Origin of the sequence: Prevotella sp. S7 MS 2, assembly GCF_000762865.1 — a bacterium.
Classification (GTDB): Bacteria; Bacteroidota; Bacteroidia; order Bacteroidales; family Bacteroidaceae; genus Prevotella.
In genome coordinates this window covers 64,177-80,313 of record NZ_JRPT01000005.1, presented here as the reverse complement: position 1 = coordinate 80,313, position 16,137 = coordinate 64,177, and the positions used below count along the sequence as shown (strand labels likewise).

Genomic DNA, 16,137 nt, shown 5'->3' with positions numbered 1-16,137 from the left:
AAACCCCTAACTTTGCATCTACGATGTTATTGGATAAGATTTCCATTATTAATTTTAAGAATATTGAGTCGGCTGATTTGCAGTTGTCTCCGAAATTGAATTGCCTAATAGGAAGTAATGGTGAAGGGAAGACCAATTTACTAGATGCTATTTACTATCTTTCTTTTTGCCGAAGTGCTTTCAATCCGATTGATTCCCAAATCATGAAGCACGATTCCGACTTCATGGTTTTGGATGGTAAGTATCTCAATGATGCCGGGGATGTAGAGGATGTGTACTGTGGTATGAAGCGCGGACAGCGTAAACGATTCAAGCGGAATAAGAAAGATTATAAGCGATTGGTTGAACATATAGGACTAATACCATTGGTCTTTGTGTCTCCTGCCGACAGTATTTTGATTGAGGGGGGCAGTGATGAGCGTCGCAGATTGATGGATATTGTGATTTCACAATATGATCATGGCTATATGGAAGCCCTGATGGCTTACAATAAAGCGTTGCAGCAGCGTAATGCTTTGCTCAAAATGGAGGCCGAACCTGATGTGCAACTGATGGAAATTTGGGAACAACAGATGGCTGAGAATGGTGAATTTGTGTTCCAAAAACGTGATGCTTTCATCCGGGAATTAGTGCCATTATTCCAACAGATATATCAATCTATTTCTGAAAATAAGGAGACCGTATCCCTAAACTATGTATCACATTGCCAACGTGGCCGCCTTTTAGATGTGATACAACGTGATAGATTCAAAGATAGGGCAGTGGGTTATTCGCTTCACGGTATCCATCGTGATGACATAGAGATGCTTCTTGGAGGCTATCAGTTAAGACGCGAAGGGAGTCAGGGACAGCATAAGACATTTGTATTGGCACTTAAATTGGCGCAATTTGATTTCTTAAAGCGCACATCTTCCAATACAGTTCCTTTGTTATTGCTTGATGATATTTTTGATAAACTAGATGCTCGCCGGGTTGAGCAAATCGTAAAACTGGTATCGGGAGATAGCTATGGGCAGATATTTATGACCGATACTAATCGCGACCACCTTGATCAAATTTTGCAAAGTAGCCATTGTGATTATAAGCTATTTTCAGTTGAGAATGGCGAAATAATAGAGAAAATATAATCAGATATGTTCAAACGACAGGTCTTAACACTCGATGAAGTCCTTAATAAGTTTTTGCGTGTAGAGGGATTGGAGATTCCTCTCAAGCAAAAACGGCTGATTGATTCATGGCCGACAGTCGCAGGACCGACCATAGCTCGTTATACTCAGTCTCTATTTATCAAAAACCAAACCCTCTTGGTCAAGATTTCTAATCCGGCATTACGTCAAGATCTCTGCATGATGAAAGGAAAGTTAGTCACTCGTTTGAATGAACAGGTGGGGGGATTTATCATCTCTGATATTAAGTTTTACTGATTCTCGGCGTTATAAGACTTCATCCATAGGAACATCGTATTCCGATGTCGGTACATAATCTACTTTCTGAAAGTCGAAACATACACCTATTTTATATAGATGTGGTATCTGTGTGAGCAATCTATCATAATACCCTTTGCCCCTTCCGAGTCTGTTTCCATGATTGTCGAGACTCATACCGGGGATAATACCTACCTCTATTTTCTCATACTCAGTAAATAATTCGCCCGTCGGCTCCAATATATGAAAGGCATTATCTGCTTTCAAATCTTGTGTGCCGGTGTATCTTCTAAGGATTAAATCAGTCTCACCGACTATGACAGGTAGGAGGATTTGCTTTCCCATAGCTATCAGTTGGTCGGCTAAGCAATGCGTATCAATTTCGTCGGGAAGCGAATAATAGAGTAGTATATATTTAGCTTGCAGGATACGAGGATGTGAAAGCAATCGTGTAACAATTTCCTTTGACATGGCAGTCAATTGTTCTGGAGTATATTGTTTCTTTCGTTCCCGTATGATTCTGCGTAATGCTTTCTTATCTGTTATTTTCATATTATGATAGCAAATAGGAGTGTGGAATTTCCACACTCCTATCTTTTTATTTCTTGTTCTTTGGAGTCGCAGGCTTTTCAATTACTTTTGGGAAAGCTGCATTTGCTTTGAATACCGCCAAAGTTCGACTGATAACCGGATCTGAAATGTTGATATATTCATTCCATGCTTCTTCATCTAGCATATTATAGATGATTCGGCTGTTGATATACTTGTAGAGTAGGGAGTAGCTACGTTTGATAAGTAGATTACGGCGTTGCAGTCCTTTACCCTCTGCATAGGTTGCAAACTTATCTACTAAGTTCTGCTTTGCAAGATAATCGCTTAACTCCGACATTTCTTTAAAGTTGTTCAACTTCAGTCGATTGTCGTCTGTATAGGTGAAAGCATACTGCAAGATGAGTCCGCTTATGGCTGCTTGCTTGTAGTAAGAAGTCATACCAAGCGTATCTTCCGGTACGAATATGTCCGGCGTAATGCCACCTCCACCATATACTGTACGTCCTATGCCAGTGTGATATGCTGGTCCTGTATGTTTAATACTGTCTTGCGAGAAGTATTCACCATGCTGATAACGGCTTATCAAATCCTGTTCATACTCATTGTATTTGCCGCCTGTATAAGGCTTTTGGATACATCTTCCCGATGGAGTGTAGTAGCGTGCGATGGTTAGTCGAATCATGCTGCCGTCCGGAAAACCGATTTGTTTCTGTACCAATCCCTTTCCGAACGAGCGCCGACCGATGATAGTAGCGCGGTCATTATCCTGCATGGCACCGGCAAAAATTTCAGCCGATGAAGCCGAACCTTCGTTGATAAGTACTATCATTGGGATTTTCTGATAACTTCCATGTCCATCAGAACGATAGTCTTGGCGTGGACTCTTACGTCCTTCAGTATAAACGATAAGCTTATTCTTTGGTAAAAACTCGTTAGCCATTTGTACGGCAGAGTTCAAATAACCGCCTGTATTGTCGCGAAGGTCTATCACTAGATTAGAGAAACCTTCTTGTGAGAGCTTTGCCAATGAGATAAGGAGCTCCGGATATGTAGTTTCTCCAAAGTTCTTAATGCGTATGTAACCGGTATTATCATCAAGCATATAAGTGGCAGCGATGCTCTTTACCGGAATGTCAGCACGTGTAACAGTGAAGTATTTAGCCTCTTTGACACCATAGCGCAGTACTCCAATCTTGACTTTTGTGTCTTTCGGACCTTTCAATCGGTGCATAGCTTCGCTTTGTGTTACCATCTTTCCGGCGAAAGGTTTACCGTCAATGCTTACGATTTTATCCCCTGCCAAGATGCCAGCCCTTTCTGCCGGCCCGTTTTTAATGACGTTTTGGACGTGTATAGTATCTTCTCTAATGGTGAATTCAATACCGACTCCAGAGAAAGAACCTTTCAAATCATCACTGGCAGCCTGTACGTCTGCTGCACTGATATAGACTGAGTGGGGATCCAATTCAGACAGTATCTGCGGGATGGCATGGTCTACCAAAGAGTCCATATTCACCTTATCCACGTATTGATCATCAATGATGTGCAGCAGATTGTTGAGCCTGTTGCTACCCGAATTGATAATATTCAGTCTGTTTCCAGAGAAATGATTGGCGTAAAATGTACCGATAATAATACCTAAGACAACACTAAGTGCCATCAATAGCGGCATATAACGATTCTTATTTTGATTCATTGTCGTCAGGATTTAAATATATTACTTCTATATTTGCCCTCTTTAATAAGTTGATACCATCTTCCAAACGGTACTTCTCACCGTAAACAACGCGTTTGATACCGGCTTGGATAATCAGCTTGGCACACTCTATACAGGGAGAAGCCGTCACATAGAGCGTACTCCCATCGCTGTTGTTTGACGATCGTGCCAACTTGGTGATGGCATTGGCTTCTGCGTGTAGCACGTAGGGCTTGGTCAACTTGTTCTCGTCTTCGCACACATTTTCAAAACCACTGGGCGTTCCGTTGTAGCCGTCACTGATAATCATCTTGTCTTTAACCACCAATGCGCCTACCTTTCTGCGCTCACAATAAGAGTTTTCTGCCCATATTCTAGCCATGCGCAGATATCTTAAATCTAGTTTCTCTTGCTTCTTATTCATGGTTATGCTTGCTTGATACCATTGCGAACCAACAATGCTTCAATGGTAGGCTCTTGTCCGCGGAATCGCTTATAGAGCGTCATAGGGTGCTCAGTACCACCTTTTGATAGCACGTTATCTCTAAAACTTTGGGCTGTTTTTACATCGAAGATGCCGTTTTTCTTAAATAGACTGAACGCATCAGCATCTAATACCTCTGCCCACTTGTAGCTATAGTAGCCTGCCGCATACCCTCCGGCCATAATGTGTGAGAACTGCACGGTCATACATGTATCGGGTTGTTGCTTGGTAATGATTGCTTCTTCCCATGCCTTCTTCTCAAATGGGATGATGTCGGCATCGAAAACATCTTTCCGTGTGTAGTAAGCCATATCTAAAAGTCCAAAACTTACTTGGCGTAAACAGTTGTAGGCGGCCATGAAGTTGCGGCTACGGACAATGCGGTCTATCAACTCGTCGGGTAATGGCTCGCCTGTTTGATAATGGAAAGCAAAGGTGCGTAGAAACTCTTTCTCTATCGAATAGTTCTCCATGAACTGTGATGGTAGCTCAACAAAATCCCACCATACGTTGGTACCACTTAGGCTCTCGAAGCGAGTATTGGCAAACATGCCGTGGAGGGAGTGTCCAAATTCGTGTAAGAAAGTTTCTACTTCGCTCAGTGTCAGCAATGCAGGCTTCTCGTCGGTAGGTTTGGTTAAGTTCATTACTACGCTTACGTGCGGACGTACGTTCACTCCTTTGTGGTCTATCCACTGGCCTTGGAATTCTGTCATCCATGCCCCGCCTTGTTTGCCTTTGCGCGGATGGAAGTCGGCATAGAATACAGCCAAATAGCTTCCGTCTTTGTCGTAGACCTCGTATGCTTTTACATCAGGATGGTACACCTGTATGTCTTTGGCTTCTTTGAAAGTGATTCCATAAAGCCGGTTGGCCAATCCGAATACGCCATCAATAACTTTTGACAATTCAAAATAGGGGCGGAGCATTTCTGCATCAAGATTGTACTTCTCCATTTGCAGCTTGTAGCTGTAGTAACCGAAGTCCCATGGCTCCAGTTGGAAGTTGTCGCCTTCGGTCTGTTTAGCCAACTGTTCAATCTCTTTTACCTCTTCTATGGCAGTCGGTTTGTATGCTTTGAGGAGGTCGTCTAGGAGTTTATATACGTTGTCTATATTGCTGGCCATACGATGTTTCAGTACATAGTCAGCGTAAGTGTCGTATCCTAACAGTTGGGCAATCTCTCTTCTAAGGTTTACTAGTCGCTTGCATATCTCCAGATTGTTCTCGCTGTTGTTGTGTGTACACTCAGTGTTGCGAGCCATGTACATTTGCTTGCGTAATTCTCGACATGCAGAATAGGTCATGAAAGGACTGTAGCTGGGGTAATCGAGTGTGAATATCCATCCCGTCTCATTCTTTTCTTTTGCTGTTTGCGCAGCAGCTTCGATAGCTGTATCAGGCAGTCCTGCAAGGTCTTTCTTGTCTGTCAGGTGTAGCGTGAAAGCTTTATTCTCTTTCAACAGGTTTTGTGAGAACTGTAAAGAGAGTACGCCGGCTTCTTCTGTCAGTTTGCGTAAGGTCTCTTTTTGTTCATCATTGAGCAGCGCACCACTTCTAACAAAACCGTCATAACTGGTTTCGAGCAACATTTGCTCTTCGGGTGTAAGGTCGCGATGATGGTTGTAGACATATTGGATACGCTCGAACAAACGCTTGTTTAGTTTGACATCGTTGGCGTGCTGTGTCAATATTGGGCTGAGTTTTTGAGCCAATTCGTCTAGCTCATCGTTGGTCTCGGCACTCAACATGCATGAGAAGACATTGGATACGCGGTCCAATAAGTCGTAATAATGTTCGTCTTTCTCTGTGTCTACACGTATAATGGTGTTCTCGAATGTCGGTGTTTCCTTGTCGTTGATAATCTTCTGAATCTCTTCATCATCACGACGGATTCCCTCCATGAACGCCTCTTCAAAGTCAGATGTCTGAATGGAGTTGAAGGGGATAGTATCATGTGGAGTATTATACGGTTTAAAAAAAGGATTAATACGATTTTCTTTCTCTATTTGATTCTCATTCATACTAATTTAGTAAAAGCTATTTGCAGCTGTAAAGTTACGCTAAATCAGGATAATAACAAAATTTACTATCGCTTTTTTAGCTAATTTATGGAACCGAGCATACTATGCTTGTTTTGCTGCAACAACTTGGCAATATTGCTGTTTAGATTTTTCAGTAAAACTGCCGTTTTTAGGCAGGGAAATTGTTAGGCCTCTGCAGTCGTCTGATAAGAAATATATGGTAATGTAAATGAGTCATGAATGCATCATAATGATGTCTTGATAGACTGTATAAAAAGAAAATCGAGTAGTCCGGTAACAGACTACTCGATTTTCTTGATGCTTATAACCCCTTTGCCTTGAGCAGTGCTGCGGCATCAGGTTCTTTTAATCCTGTGAAATCGGAGAAGATGCTCATTAAGTCAAGGGTGTTACCCTTGCTTAATACTTTGGTGCGGAAAGCGTCACCAACTTGGCGTGTCAATGCTCCATGGGCAGCAAAATAGTCGGCAACATTGACTGCTAACACCTCACTCCAAAGATAGCTATAGTATCCGGCTGCATATCCACCGCCCCATACATGATTGAAATATGAAGTGTGATAGCGGGGAGGTATCTGATTGTTTAAGAGGCCAATCTCTCTCAATGCTGTAGCTTCAAACTCGTTAGCCTTATCTGCTGAAGGCACTTGAGAAGCCTCAAGGCAATGCCATGCCATATCGGCACAAGTGGCAGCGAGGTTCTCGCCAAGGGCGTAAGCAGATTGGAAGGTGAGCGAGTTCATCATCTTGGCTTTCAAATCTTCGGGCATCGGCTCGTTGGTTTGATATTGGCGAGCATAATTGTTGAACACTTCGGGAATGCTGGCAAATGATTCATTGAATTGCGATGGCATTTCTACGAAGTCGCGTGTTACAGCTGTTCCACTTAAAGTATTGTATTTACAATTGGAAAGCATACCGTGGAGGGCGTGTCCAAACTCGTGGAATAGCGTACATACATCGTCCCATGTGATGAGTGTTGGTTGTCCTTCGGGAGCCTTTGCGTAGTTGCAAACGTTGTAGATGAGTGGTAATTGACCACGTAGTTTGCTTTGTTTGGCAAACGAACTCATCCATGCTCCACCTCGTTTGGTTGGTCTACGATAGTAATCGCAATAGAATAAGGCTATTTGCTTGCCGTTCTCGTCCAGCACATCAAATACTTTCATGTCCTTATGATAGGTGGGCAGATCCTTACGTTCTTTGAAATTGAGACCGTAAACACGATGTGCGGCGTAGAAAACACCCTTGATGAGTACGGTATCTATATTGAAATAAGGTTTTACATCGTCGTCTGAAAAATTGAACTGCTCCTTTTTCATCTTTGCAGAATAGTAGAAACGGTCGTAAGGTTGGAGTTTAAAATCAGCTCCTTCTGTCTTACGAGCATATTCTTCGATAGCTTTTGTTTCGGCTTCAGCTTTAGGTTGGTATGCTTTGATGAGTTTTTTCAAGAAGTTGTAGGCATTAGTTGGATTCTTGGCCATTGCTTTGTCAAGGGAGTAAGAAGCGTAGTCCTTGAATCCCATGAGTTGAGCTTTCTCAGCACGCAAGCGTGCAATCTCCGATACAAGTGGGAATGTGTTGAAGCTACCGGTGCCATCAGCGCGGTGGATTGAGGCCTCGAAGACACGTTGACGTAAGTTTCGGTTAGCAAGACTTGCCAAGATTGGCTGTTGTGTGGTGTTGGTAATGACGATACAGTAAGGCGCTTTACCACCACGACTTTCGGCATCTTTCTTGCATTGTGCAATATCTGCATCGCTCAATCCCGCGAGTTCCTTGACGTCATTCACCCATACGGCTGCGGCATTGGCAGCTTTGGGAAGCATGTTACCAAACTCTTGTTGCAGTTTGGCCAAACGATTATTGATGGTCTCCATGCGCTTCATTTTCTCAGGAGACAGCAAGGCGCCGGAACGCACGAAGCCTTTATAGACGTCTTCAAGCAGTTTGCGATCTTCTCCGGTAAGCGATTTCAGTTGATGATCGTAGACGTATTTGATACGTTTGAAAAGCTTTTGATTGAAGCTAACTTCATTTTCAAAGGCTGTGAGTAGCGGTATAATGGTATTCTCTGCTTGCTCTAACTCCGATGTTTTGTCGGCTTCGGCCACAGCATTGAATATACTGCTAACGCGGTCTAAGAGTAAACCGCTCTTCTCGTATGCCAAAATCGTGTTGTTGAAAGTTGGAGTTTGCTTGTTATTAACGATGTTGGCAATCTCCTGTCGTTGCTGTTTGATACCGGCTTGAATAGCAGGTACATAGTCGGATGACTTGATTTTGCTGAAGTCGGGTGCACCAAATGGGAGTGTACTGGGTGTCATGAGTGAATTGGTTACGCGAGTTTGTGCTTTCTTTTTAGTTACGCCTTGAGTCATTTGTAAGCATGGAATGGCGCAAGTAAACATAGCGATAAGAAGCACTTTCTTTGTTTTTGTGTTCATAATTTATATGCATTGCAAATTAAATATTTTTGGAATTTTATGTGATAGGCTTACCTAAATGCTCTAAAGCTGGAATGATGATATAACCACGTTTAAGAGTTAGTTGGCCTAAGTCTTGCATTTCGTTGAGTGCACGGGATATGTCTAACCTACTATCATTCAGTTCTTCAGCCAGTTGTTGCATCTTAATTTTGATTGTCTTTGGCCCTGCTGGGCGTAGACAGCGGTCGGTGACGAAGCGAGCAATACGCTCCTTGAGGTTTTCTGGAACGTGTCTTAAGGGGGCATGTTGCATTCGCTGACTCTTAGTAGAGATGATGTTGAGTAGGCTCATACGAAAGATGGCATACTCAGTTGATAATTTCATTATCTCGTTTTTGTCGAGACTCATCACGTAACATTTCGTTTCGGCGGTGAAGGTTTTGCTGAAACGTTGTGTAAGACCAAAAAGATGTTCGGGTTGAAGAATGTCTGGAGTCGAGATGTGTTCTGTGATTTGATAGCTGTAATCGTCGGCTTGAGTCGTGACAAGCAGGTTACCTGTCAGTAGAAAATAAAGATGTGTGCAGGGCGAATCGGCAACAACAATGGGTTGTCCGGACTCGTATTTGTGGAAACCAAACTTGGTTTCTCCCACAATCGTTTCAAGTTCGGAGCGACTTAAGCCTTGGAATAGTGGGAGAGTAACGAGTTTGTGATATAAATGAATATCATATTCTTGCATCTGTATAGAGGTTCCTATTTTACAATCTTGTTCTTAAGCGATGGCGAATACCATACTGCTAGGCGGTTGTTATTATCGGAATAGATGAAATAGGCCATGAGGTCAGGGTGCTGGTTCAACACTTTCTTGGCTTCATCAATACCCAATACCATGAAAGCTGTGGCATATGCGTCGGCTTTGGCGCATGTATTGGCAAGCACAGTAGCCGATAAGAGGCTGTGTTGGACGGGATACCCAGTATGCGGATCAATGGTATGAGCATACTTCTTGCCACCTTTGTAATAGAAGTTGCGGTAGTTTCCGCTGGTAGCCATGGCTTTGTCGGTGACGTTCAAGACGGTTTGGAGTTCTTGATTGATTTGCAATGAGTCGTCGGTAGGTTTGGTTACACCAATCTTCCATGGCATTCGCTTCTCGCTGATACCACATGTTACAACCTCGCCACCAATTTCTATCATGAAGTTTTTGATACCTCTGCTTTTCAAGAATCTTGCTACACAGTCGCTTCCGTAGCCTTTTGCGATGGCACTACAGTCAAGCATAACACGCGGGTCGGCCTTGGTTACAGTATTGTTCTTGAGTGATACCTTGTTGTATCCAACGATATTTAAGAGTGAATCAATCTTTTGCTTATTGGGATTCTTGCCTTGTTTAAAACCGAATCCCCATAGATTGACAAGTGGAGCCACGGTAATATCAAAGGCACCATGGGTCTGTAGAGAAATCTCTTCGGCCATGTTGAAAACCTCATTGAACAGTCTGTCGGTCTTGACGGTCTGGTTATTGTTGATTCGTGTGATGATGGAAGAGTTGTTAAAAGTAGATAATGAGTTATCTACTTTATTCAGTTCTGCAACAATTTCCTGATTCAGGTCGGTTTCACTTTGGTAAGTAATGTTATACACTGTACCAAAGATATTGCCTGTATTGTGCTGATAAGGCATTGAACGTTGCTGCTTGATAATATAAATTGTACCGATAATCAGTACAATCAAGAATGGTAATTGCCAAGCGAGTTGTTTTCTTTTTTTCGTCTCCATATCTTTTCGTATTGTTAAAAGATTAGAATTCAAGTGCGACATTGAATGTTCCACCTAGTCGGGCATTGCCATATCGTCCGTATCCCGGTACATACCACGGAGCACCAATGTCTCCATGGTTGTGTATTAAGCGCCGACGATAGCGGAAACTCCAACCTAATCGGAGTGGTCCCCATATTTTTGCATCAATAGCAAAGAGTGCTTCGAGCCAATGAAAAGAACCACTGATACCGGTAGCAGAAATGTTTGTATTGCCTTTCCAAATCGGATCTACAAGTCCGGAACTAGCTACATTATATTTAAAATTCGTGAAAGCATAGCGAAAACCGCCATATATGCGGTATATATCGTGCTTATCTTTCATTAGATTGAAGTCTACACCTGCTTTGAAATAAGGCGCATTTGTTTTATAAGTGAGTTTGGTTGAGACATTCTCGGCATTGGCTTTACCATAACCAAGTTCCACTGTCGGAAAGTATTTATCTTTTAAATTCACTTTAACAGCACCTTCGTATTGTCCATAATCGCTCACGGCAAGTTGCACAGGACCTACTAAATCGGTTGAAACTTGCATTCCGCGGAATGTTGGTATCGTGTCTTGGACCGGTACAATTTTCTTTTTATACTGTTGTGCAAAGGACGGAATGCACACCAAGAACAAAAGACTACTGATAGCGATCTTTGAAAGTGATGTTGAAATGGCTTGGTGTTGCATCGTAGTTTACGTTGGCATTGTTAATAGAAAGATTCTCAATCATGTGGGTAGTGAAGCGTACCGACTTGATAGTATGAAAGACAACTGCATTACAATCTACCGATTCAAAGTGTGGTTGATTAGTCTTTTCCACAACAATGGTATCTCTTCCGAGCTTACCGCTCTTATTGGCATATAAGAAATAAAAGGTGTCTGCGTCGTTGGCATAGCTCATTGGTAACTGAAAACTATCCACTTCAATAGCTCTATTGAGAACGATTGAATCGACGCCATTGCCCAAATTAGCAAATACTGTCAACGAATCTTGCAGTTTCTTCACAGTACCTTGAAGCTTATACGTGGTATAAACTCGACTGTTCATGGGGCATTCGATACTCGAACAAGCAGCTAACAGCACACCCGATAAGATGAGTAGAATCAGTCTTCGCATCTTAATTTCTTTTCTATTTGATAATCATTGCGACCGGGATTGCTTCTGCTGATGAGGTCACCAAGGAATCCTGCAAGGAACAACTGGGTGCCGATGAGCATGGTGGTCAATGCTATATAAAACCAAGGGGAACTTGTAATCAGGCGTTGGGGAATCCCGTTAGAGAGGGCATAGAGCTTATCTGCTCCAATCAAGAGAACCGCAATGAAGCCTATAAAGAACATGATTGAACCCAAAAGGCCAAATACATGCATTGGTTTTTTACCGAAATTGCTGAGAAACCACAGGGTTATCAAGTCTAGATAGCCGTTGAAGAAACGATTGATACCAAACTTTGTAGAGCCGTATTTGCGTGCTTGGTGGTGCACAACTTTCTCGCCAATTTTATCAAATCCTGCATTCTTGGCCAAATAAGGGATGTATCGATGCATCTCTCCATACACTTCTATGTTCTTTACAACCTCTTTACGATAAGCTTTCAAGCCACAATTGAAGTCGTGAAGATTAGGGATGCCACTGATTTTTCGTGCTGTTGCATTGAAAAGTTTGGTAGGAATGGTCTTTGATAGTGGGTCGTAACGCTTCTGTTTGTATCCGGAAACGAGGTCGTAACCATCTACTGTAATCATTCGATATAGCTCAGGAATCTCGTCGGGAGAGTCTTGTAAATCGGCATCCATGGTGATAACAACGTCTCCTTGTGCCTCTTGGAATCCGCAAAAGAGTGCCGGACTCTTTCCATAATTGCGACGGAACTTGATTCCTTTGACGTTATTATCTTTCGTACTAAGTTCCTCTATGACGTTCCACGAGTTGTCTGTAGAACCGTCATTGATAAAGATTATCTCGTAAGTAAAGTTGTTGGCCTTCATCACACGCTGAATCCAAGCGTGCAATTCGGGTAAAGATTCATCCTCATTATAAAGAGGTACAACTACTGATATATCCATATTTAGTGTTTTATAATGTTCTTTTTAGTTCGTCTGAAGCAGAAAAGGGCAATTACAGGCGTAACGATGAAACCTAAAATGATTTCATCTATCATGAAGATGGAGGTCAACGACAGAGGCGACATTTGAGTATAGAAGCTTATGGCTTTAGTATATTCGTGCCCTTTTGAGCCGGTTATGGTGTCCATTAATATGGCCGTTGATGTCAACATCGAGGTGAACTGCCCATCATCTACAAGGCTTAGATAGAAAAATTGGAATGCTGAAAAGATGAAAGCACCGCAGAAGAACACATCCATACAATATAGTATAGCACGTCCAAGAGGAATGATGCCATCTAAAGCGTAGTCTCTAAATTTTGTCAATCGCCACCCTACGAAGAACGGAGTGAACAAAACAAGGAACCCACCAATTCCTATTTCAGGTAAATAGATCGTGCTTAGGAAACTTACAATCCATAAAATGGCCAAATAGACACCGTCTAATCGGGCGAAAGCTTGCATTTGTAAGATGGAACGAATGTTTATCATTAACAGAAAAATGCGTTTGTATTTAGTTGCAAAAATACGCAAATTCCCGCATAATATGCCATAAGTTGAGAAAAATTGTGTTTTTTTAGACGGGAGCTAGAGGTCTGCTTGAAAATGTAAAAGGAACAGAGCTACAATGAATGTACGTTCTATTCCTTCTTGAGCCTCTTGTCGGATTCGAACCAACGACCCCGAGATTACAAATCACGTGCTCTGGCCAACTGAGCTAAAGAGGCAGGTGGGCAAGCTGTTCATATCGCGCCGCTACAACCTAATACCCTTGCTGCGTTCCCACCCTGGGGGATTCAAAGGGAGCTGGCCGTATGAGACTTGCCCATGTTTTGCTTATAAAGCGGGTGCAAAGGTACATAATTTGAATAATAAAAGGAAGAAACCAGCTTGGAATTCTGCTTTTATTAACATATATTTATAACTTACATGTCCACGACGGTGATTCCTGCACCACCGAATTGTACGTGTTCGTCGGCATATCTAATGACGTTAGGGATAGTCGCGAGATATTGTCTGATGAGTTGGCGGAGGATTCCATTACCTTTCCCGTGGAGTATTCTGACTCGGCTCATTCCCACAAGAATAGCGTCATCAATAAAATATTGCACGGCATTCAGTGCTTCGTCGCCTCGCATACCTCTCACATCTAAGTCTTGATGGAAGTTTTGTCGGTGGTCATCAATGGTGTCGCGTGTCTGCTTATTTACTCCTGTAGAGATTTTCTCAATGGTTTTATTGCTCTTTGTCAAGTTGGTTTCCGGAAGGTCTTGTACTGCTTCTAATCGATCAAGTTTCAACTTTGAACGCATGCCACCGAATATTGCGGTACATGAGTTGCCCTCTATAGTTTCAATCGTACCAATCGTTTTTAGTCCCTTGATGCGTACGGTATCACCCACAACAAGCGGTTTGTTATGGGTGCTAGGTGTACGTTTGTCTGTAGCATTGCGCAAAACCTCAACCGCATGTGCCTCTTGGTGGGCCTTGTCTTTCTTGCGTTGAGCTTTTCTCTCTTTGCGTTGTTTAATCTGTTCAATCTTACGAGCGATGAGATCGTCGTTAGCTTTTGTGTCAATATCGCTGATGCTTTCCTCAAATTTCTTCAGTTCTTGTCGAATACGTTTGGTTTCTTCTTTCTCAGCTTGTTTTTCTCGAATCTCTCGAATTGTATTCTCAATACGCTTATTACTCTCTTTGATGAGTTCTTCTGCTTGCGCTTTTGCCTTTCTAAGTATTTCTTTGCGCTGTTGCTCAATCTCGTTGATGCTGTCTTCGTATCGGGCTATAGTCTTTTCCATGTCTTTCTCACGGAGTCGGGCAGTCTGTCTTTTGCCTTCCCAATATCGTTTGTCGCGTACAATGTCTTGTAGATATTTGTCGCTTTGAATGTAATCGTTCCCCACAATCTCTGATGCTTCATTGATAACGGCTTCGGGTAAACCGGTCTTTCGTGCTATCTCGATAGCAAAGGAACTTCCCGGTCGGCCGATAGCCAATTGGAAAAGCGCTTTCATTTCATGTCGGTCATAGAGCATTGCACCATTTGCGGCGCAGTCATGATTGTCTGCGAAATGCTTTAGATTCTGATAGTGAGTGGTGATAACGCCCCAAGTTCCTTTGTCGGCAAGATTGTTGAGTACACTTTCAGCAATAGCTCCACCAATCTGTGGCTCCGTTCCTGAGCCAAATTCATCAATCAATATAATTGTTCGATCATTGGCTTGCTTCATCATATTCTTCATGTTCATCAGGTGACTGGAGTATGTACTTAGGTCGTTTTCCATGCTCTGTTCGTCTCCGATGTCAATCATGATGTTCTCAAATACGCCTGCTTGTGAACGGTCGCCAACCGGGATGCTCAGTCCGCATTGCAGCATATATTGTAATAATCCTACAGTCTTCAAGCAGACACTTTTTCCTCCAGCATTTGGACCGGATATAATGAGGATACGCTTTTCTTTAGTCAGCGTAATGTCTAAGGGCACTACACGCTTCTGTTGTCTCTCTAGGGTAATCCGTAAGAGTGGATGAATGGCTTGTATCCAATCGATTACAGGTTTTGACTCTACTGTAGGCTCGAAAGCAAGCATCTGTTTTGCAGTCTCCGCCTTAGCCCGTATTAAGTCTACCAGTCCCAAGAAATGATAGGCGTCGAGCAACTCGTGTACATGTGGACGAATCTTCTTAGTGACTTCTGTCAATATGCGAATGACCTCATGTCGTTCATCGCTTTCTAGTTCTCGTATTCTGTTGTTGGCTTCTACCACTTCGGTGGGCTCTATATAGACTGTTCGTCCCGTTGCCGACTCATCATGTATGATACCTTTAATTTTGCGTTTCAGGGTCGGGGCAACAGGTATTACGAGGCGTCCATCGCGCAAAGTGGGAGTCACATCTTTGTCTACGACTCCTTCGCTTTGTGCCATACGTAATATATTATATAAGGTACGCGAGATAGAACCTTCTGTTCGTTTCAATTCGCGACGTATGTTGAGAAGAGTGGGAGAGGCGTTATCGCGTAGACGACCAAATTTATCTAGAATTTGGTCTATACGCTGTATGAGCAGCGGAAAGGTGGCAACACCGTCGGCCAATGTGTAGAGAGACGGGTATTCTCCACGTTCTCCGGGCGTGGCAGTATAATCACTGGCTTCGTCATCTTCCTCTACACCACGTGAAAGAAACTTCACAATGCGTCCGATAGTGTCTATTGAACGTCTTAAATCGAAAAGTTCTTCCTCTTCCAAGTGGGTGTTTTCGAGTCTGATGCGAGCTATGGCAGCACGCATATCGAAGAAATATTCCAATGGGAAATCTTCCTGTGATTCCAATATACGACGGAATTCTCTGATTTGCTTCATCCACTCGTTGATGGTATCGGGTTCGTCAGTGAAGGTTATCTTGTCTATTTCTTCTTTACCCAGTGTCGATAGGCAATGCGTTTTTAGCAGTTCTCGGATTTCCCGAAATCCTATTTTTTCCTCAAAACTAGTGGGATATATCATGATAGAGTAGCTTCTTTTCTTTATTGAATATGGGCGCGAAGTTACACATTTTTCTTCGACTGTGAAAATATTCGGTTTCTG

The 16,137-nt window shown here is 42.7% G+C and carries 14 protein-coding genes and 1 tRNA gene; 2 read left to right on the top strand and 13 right to left on the bottom strand.

Features of this window, described 5'->3' with window-relative positions:
* The first annotated feature begins 23 nt into the window (after positions 1-23).
* On the top strand, positions 24-1,127 hold the full coding sequence (locus HMPREF0671_RS02355) for a DNA replication/repair protein RecF (protein ID WP_036896512.1): 1,104 nt from the start codon (positions 24-26) through the stop codon (positions 1,125-1,127).
* Between the two features lie 6 nt (positions 1,128-1,133).
* Positions 1,134-1,424, top strand: coding sequence for a DciA family protein (locus HMPREF0671_RS02350; RefSeq protein WP_036896510.1), 291 nt, complete (start codon positions 1,134-1,136; stop codon positions 1,422-1,424).
* A 9-nt stretch (positions 1,425-1,433) separates the two neighbouring features.
* Here HMPREF0671_RS02350 and HMPREF0671_RS02345 read toward each other — a convergent pair whose 3' ends face one another.
* The 13 genes from HMPREF0671_RS02345 to HMPREF0671_RS02285 form a co-directional block, all read right to left on the bottom strand.
* Positions 1,434-1,976: a 5-formyltetrahydrofolate cyclo-ligase gene (locus HMPREF0671_RS02345; RefSeq protein WP_036896508.1), complete on the bottom strand. Its 543-nt coding sequence runs from the start codon at positions 1,974-1,976 to the stop codon at positions 1,434-1,436.
* A 46-nt stretch (positions 1,977-2,022) separates the two neighbouring features.
* A complete protein-coding gene (locus HMPREF0671_RS02340; protein WP_036896507.1) occupies positions 2,023-3,672 on the bottom strand; it encodes a S41 family peptidase in 1,650 nt (549 codons plus the stop codon).
* Complete coding sequence (locus tag HMPREF0671_RS02335; protein WP_036896505.1) at positions 3,659-4,096, bottom strand: dCMP deaminase family protein; 438 nt, start codon at positions 4,094-4,096, stop codon at positions 3,659-3,661. Before HMPREF0671_RS02335 ends, HMPREF0671_RS02340 begins: the two co-directional genes overlap by 14 nt.
* Before the next feature lie 2 nt (positions 4,097-4,098).
* Positions 4,099-6,180 (bottom strand): M3 family metallopeptidase, encoded by a 2,082-nt coding sequence (locus tag HMPREF0671_RS02330; RefSeq protein WP_036896504.1) that lies wholly within the window; start codon positions 6,178-6,180, stop codon positions 4,099-4,101.
* A gap of 322 nt (positions 6,181-6,502) precedes the next feature.
* Positions 6,503-8,584, bottom strand: a complete 2,082-nt coding sequence (locus HMPREF0671_RS02325; RefSeq protein ID WP_369793914.1) for a M3 family metallopeptidase — start codon at positions 8,582-8,584, stop codon at positions 6,503-6,505.
* A gap of 103 nt (positions 8,585-8,687) precedes the next feature.
* Entirely contained in the window at positions 8,688-9,374 is a 687-nt protein-coding gene (locus HMPREF0671_RS02320) for a Crp/Fnr family transcriptional regulator (protein WP_036896500.1), read from the bottom strand.
* Between the two features lie 14 nt (positions 9,375-9,388).
* Positions 9,389-10,414: an FAD:protein FMN transferase gene (locus HMPREF0671_RS02315; RefSeq protein ID WP_036896499.1), complete on the bottom strand. Its 1,026-nt coding sequence runs from the start codon at positions 10,412-10,414 to the stop codon at positions 9,389-9,391.
* Positions 10,415-10,436: 22 nt separating this feature from the next.
* Positions 10,437-11,129, bottom strand: a complete 693-nt coding sequence (locus HMPREF0671_RS02310; protein ID WP_198025878.1) for a DUF6048 family protein — start codon at positions 11,127-11,129, stop codon at positions 10,437-10,439.
* Positions 11,080-11,559: a DUF6452 family protein gene (locus tag HMPREF0671_RS02305; RefSeq protein WP_036896498.1), complete on the bottom strand. Its 480-nt coding sequence runs from the start codon at positions 11,557-11,559 to the stop codon at positions 11,080-11,082. The genes HMPREF0671_RS02310 and HMPREF0671_RS02305 overlap by 50 nt, the downstream gene beginning before the upstream one ends.
* The gene (locus HMPREF0671_RS02300) at positions 11,547-12,509 is read right to left on the bottom strand and encodes a glycosyltransferase family 2 protein (protein ID WP_036896497.1); all 963 of its coding nucleotides are present in this window, start codon (positions 12,507-12,509) and stop codon (positions 11,547-11,549) included. Before HMPREF0671_RS02300 ends, HMPREF0671_RS02305 begins: the two co-directional genes overlap by 13 nt.
* Positions 12,510-12,511: 2 nt before the next feature.
* On the bottom strand, positions 12,512-13,039 hold the full coding sequence (locus HMPREF0671_RS02295; RefSeq protein ID WP_036896495.1) for a DUF4199 domain-containing protein: 528 nt from the start codon (positions 13,037-13,039) through the stop codon (positions 12,512-12,514).
* Between the two features lie 162 nt (positions 13,040-13,201).
* Positions 13,202-13,275 (bottom strand) — tRNA-Thr (locus HMPREF0671_RS02290).
* A 198-nt stretch (positions 13,276-13,473) separates the two neighbouring features.
* Positions 13,474-16,056, bottom strand: coding sequence for an endonuclease MutS2 (locus HMPREF0671_RS02285; RefSeq protein ID WP_036896494.1), 2,583 nt, complete (start codon positions 16,054-16,056; stop codon positions 13,474-13,476).
* Positions 16,057-16,137 lie beyond the last annotated feature (81 nt).

Excerpts from the sequence above, each read along its gene's own strand:
- HMPREF0671_RS02355 (WP_036896512.1), top strand. The coding sequence starts at position 24 with ATGTTATTGGATAAGATTTCCATTATTAATTTTAAGAATATTGAGTCG.
- HMPREF0671_RS02350 (WP_036896510.1), top strand. The coding sequence starts at position 1,134 with ATGTTCAAACGACAGGTCTTAACACTCGATGAAGTCCTTAATAAGTTT.
- HMPREF0671_RS02345 (WP_036896508.1), bottom strand. The coding sequence starts at position 1,976 with ATGAAAATAACAGATAAGAAAGCATTACGCAGAATCATACGGGAACGA.
- HMPREF0671_RS02340 (WP_036896507.1), bottom strand. The coding sequence starts at position 3,672 with ATGAATCAAAATAAGAATCGTTATATGCCGCTATTGATGGCACTTAGT.
- HMPREF0671_RS02335 (WP_036896505.1), bottom strand. The coding sequence starts at position 4,096 with ATGAATAAGAAGCAAGAGAAACTAGATTTAAGATATCTGCGCATGGCT.
- HMPREF0671_RS02330 (WP_036896504.1), bottom strand. The coding sequence starts at position 6,180 with ATGAATGAGAATCAAATAGAGAAAGAAAATCGTATTAATCCTTTTTTT.
- HMPREF0671_RS02325 (WP_369793914.1), bottom strand. The coding sequence starts at position 8,584 with ATGACTCAAGGCGTAACTAAAAAGAAAGCACAAACTCGCGTAACCAAT.
- HMPREF0671_RS02320 (WP_036896500.1), bottom strand. The coding sequence starts at position 9,374 with ATGCAAGAATATGATATTCATTTATATCACAAACTCGTTACTCTCCCA.
- HMPREF0671_RS02315 (WP_036896499.1), bottom strand. The coding sequence starts at position 10,414 with ATGGAGACGAAAAAAAGAAAACAACTCGCTTGGCAATTACCATTCTTG.
- HMPREF0671_RS02310 (WP_198025878.1), bottom strand. The coding sequence starts at position 11,129 with ATGCAACACCAAGCCATTTCAACATCACTTTCAAAGATCGCTATCAGT.
- HMPREF0671_RS02305 (WP_036896498.1), bottom strand. The coding sequence starts at position 11,559 with ATGCGAAGACTGATTCTACTCATCTTATCGGGTGTGCTGTTAGCTGCT.
- HMPREF0671_RS02300 (WP_036896497.1), bottom strand. The coding sequence starts at position 12,509 with ATGGATATATCAGTAGTTGTACCTCTTTATAATGAGGATGAATCTTTA.
- HMPREF0671_RS02295 (WP_036896495.1), bottom strand. The coding sequence starts at position 13,039 with ATGATAAACATTCGTTCCATCTTACAAATGCAAGCTTTCGCCCGATTA.
- HMPREF0671_RS02285 (WP_036896494.1), bottom strand. The coding sequence starts at position 16,056 with ATGATATATCCCACTAGTTTTGAGGAAAAAATAGGATTTCGGGAAATC.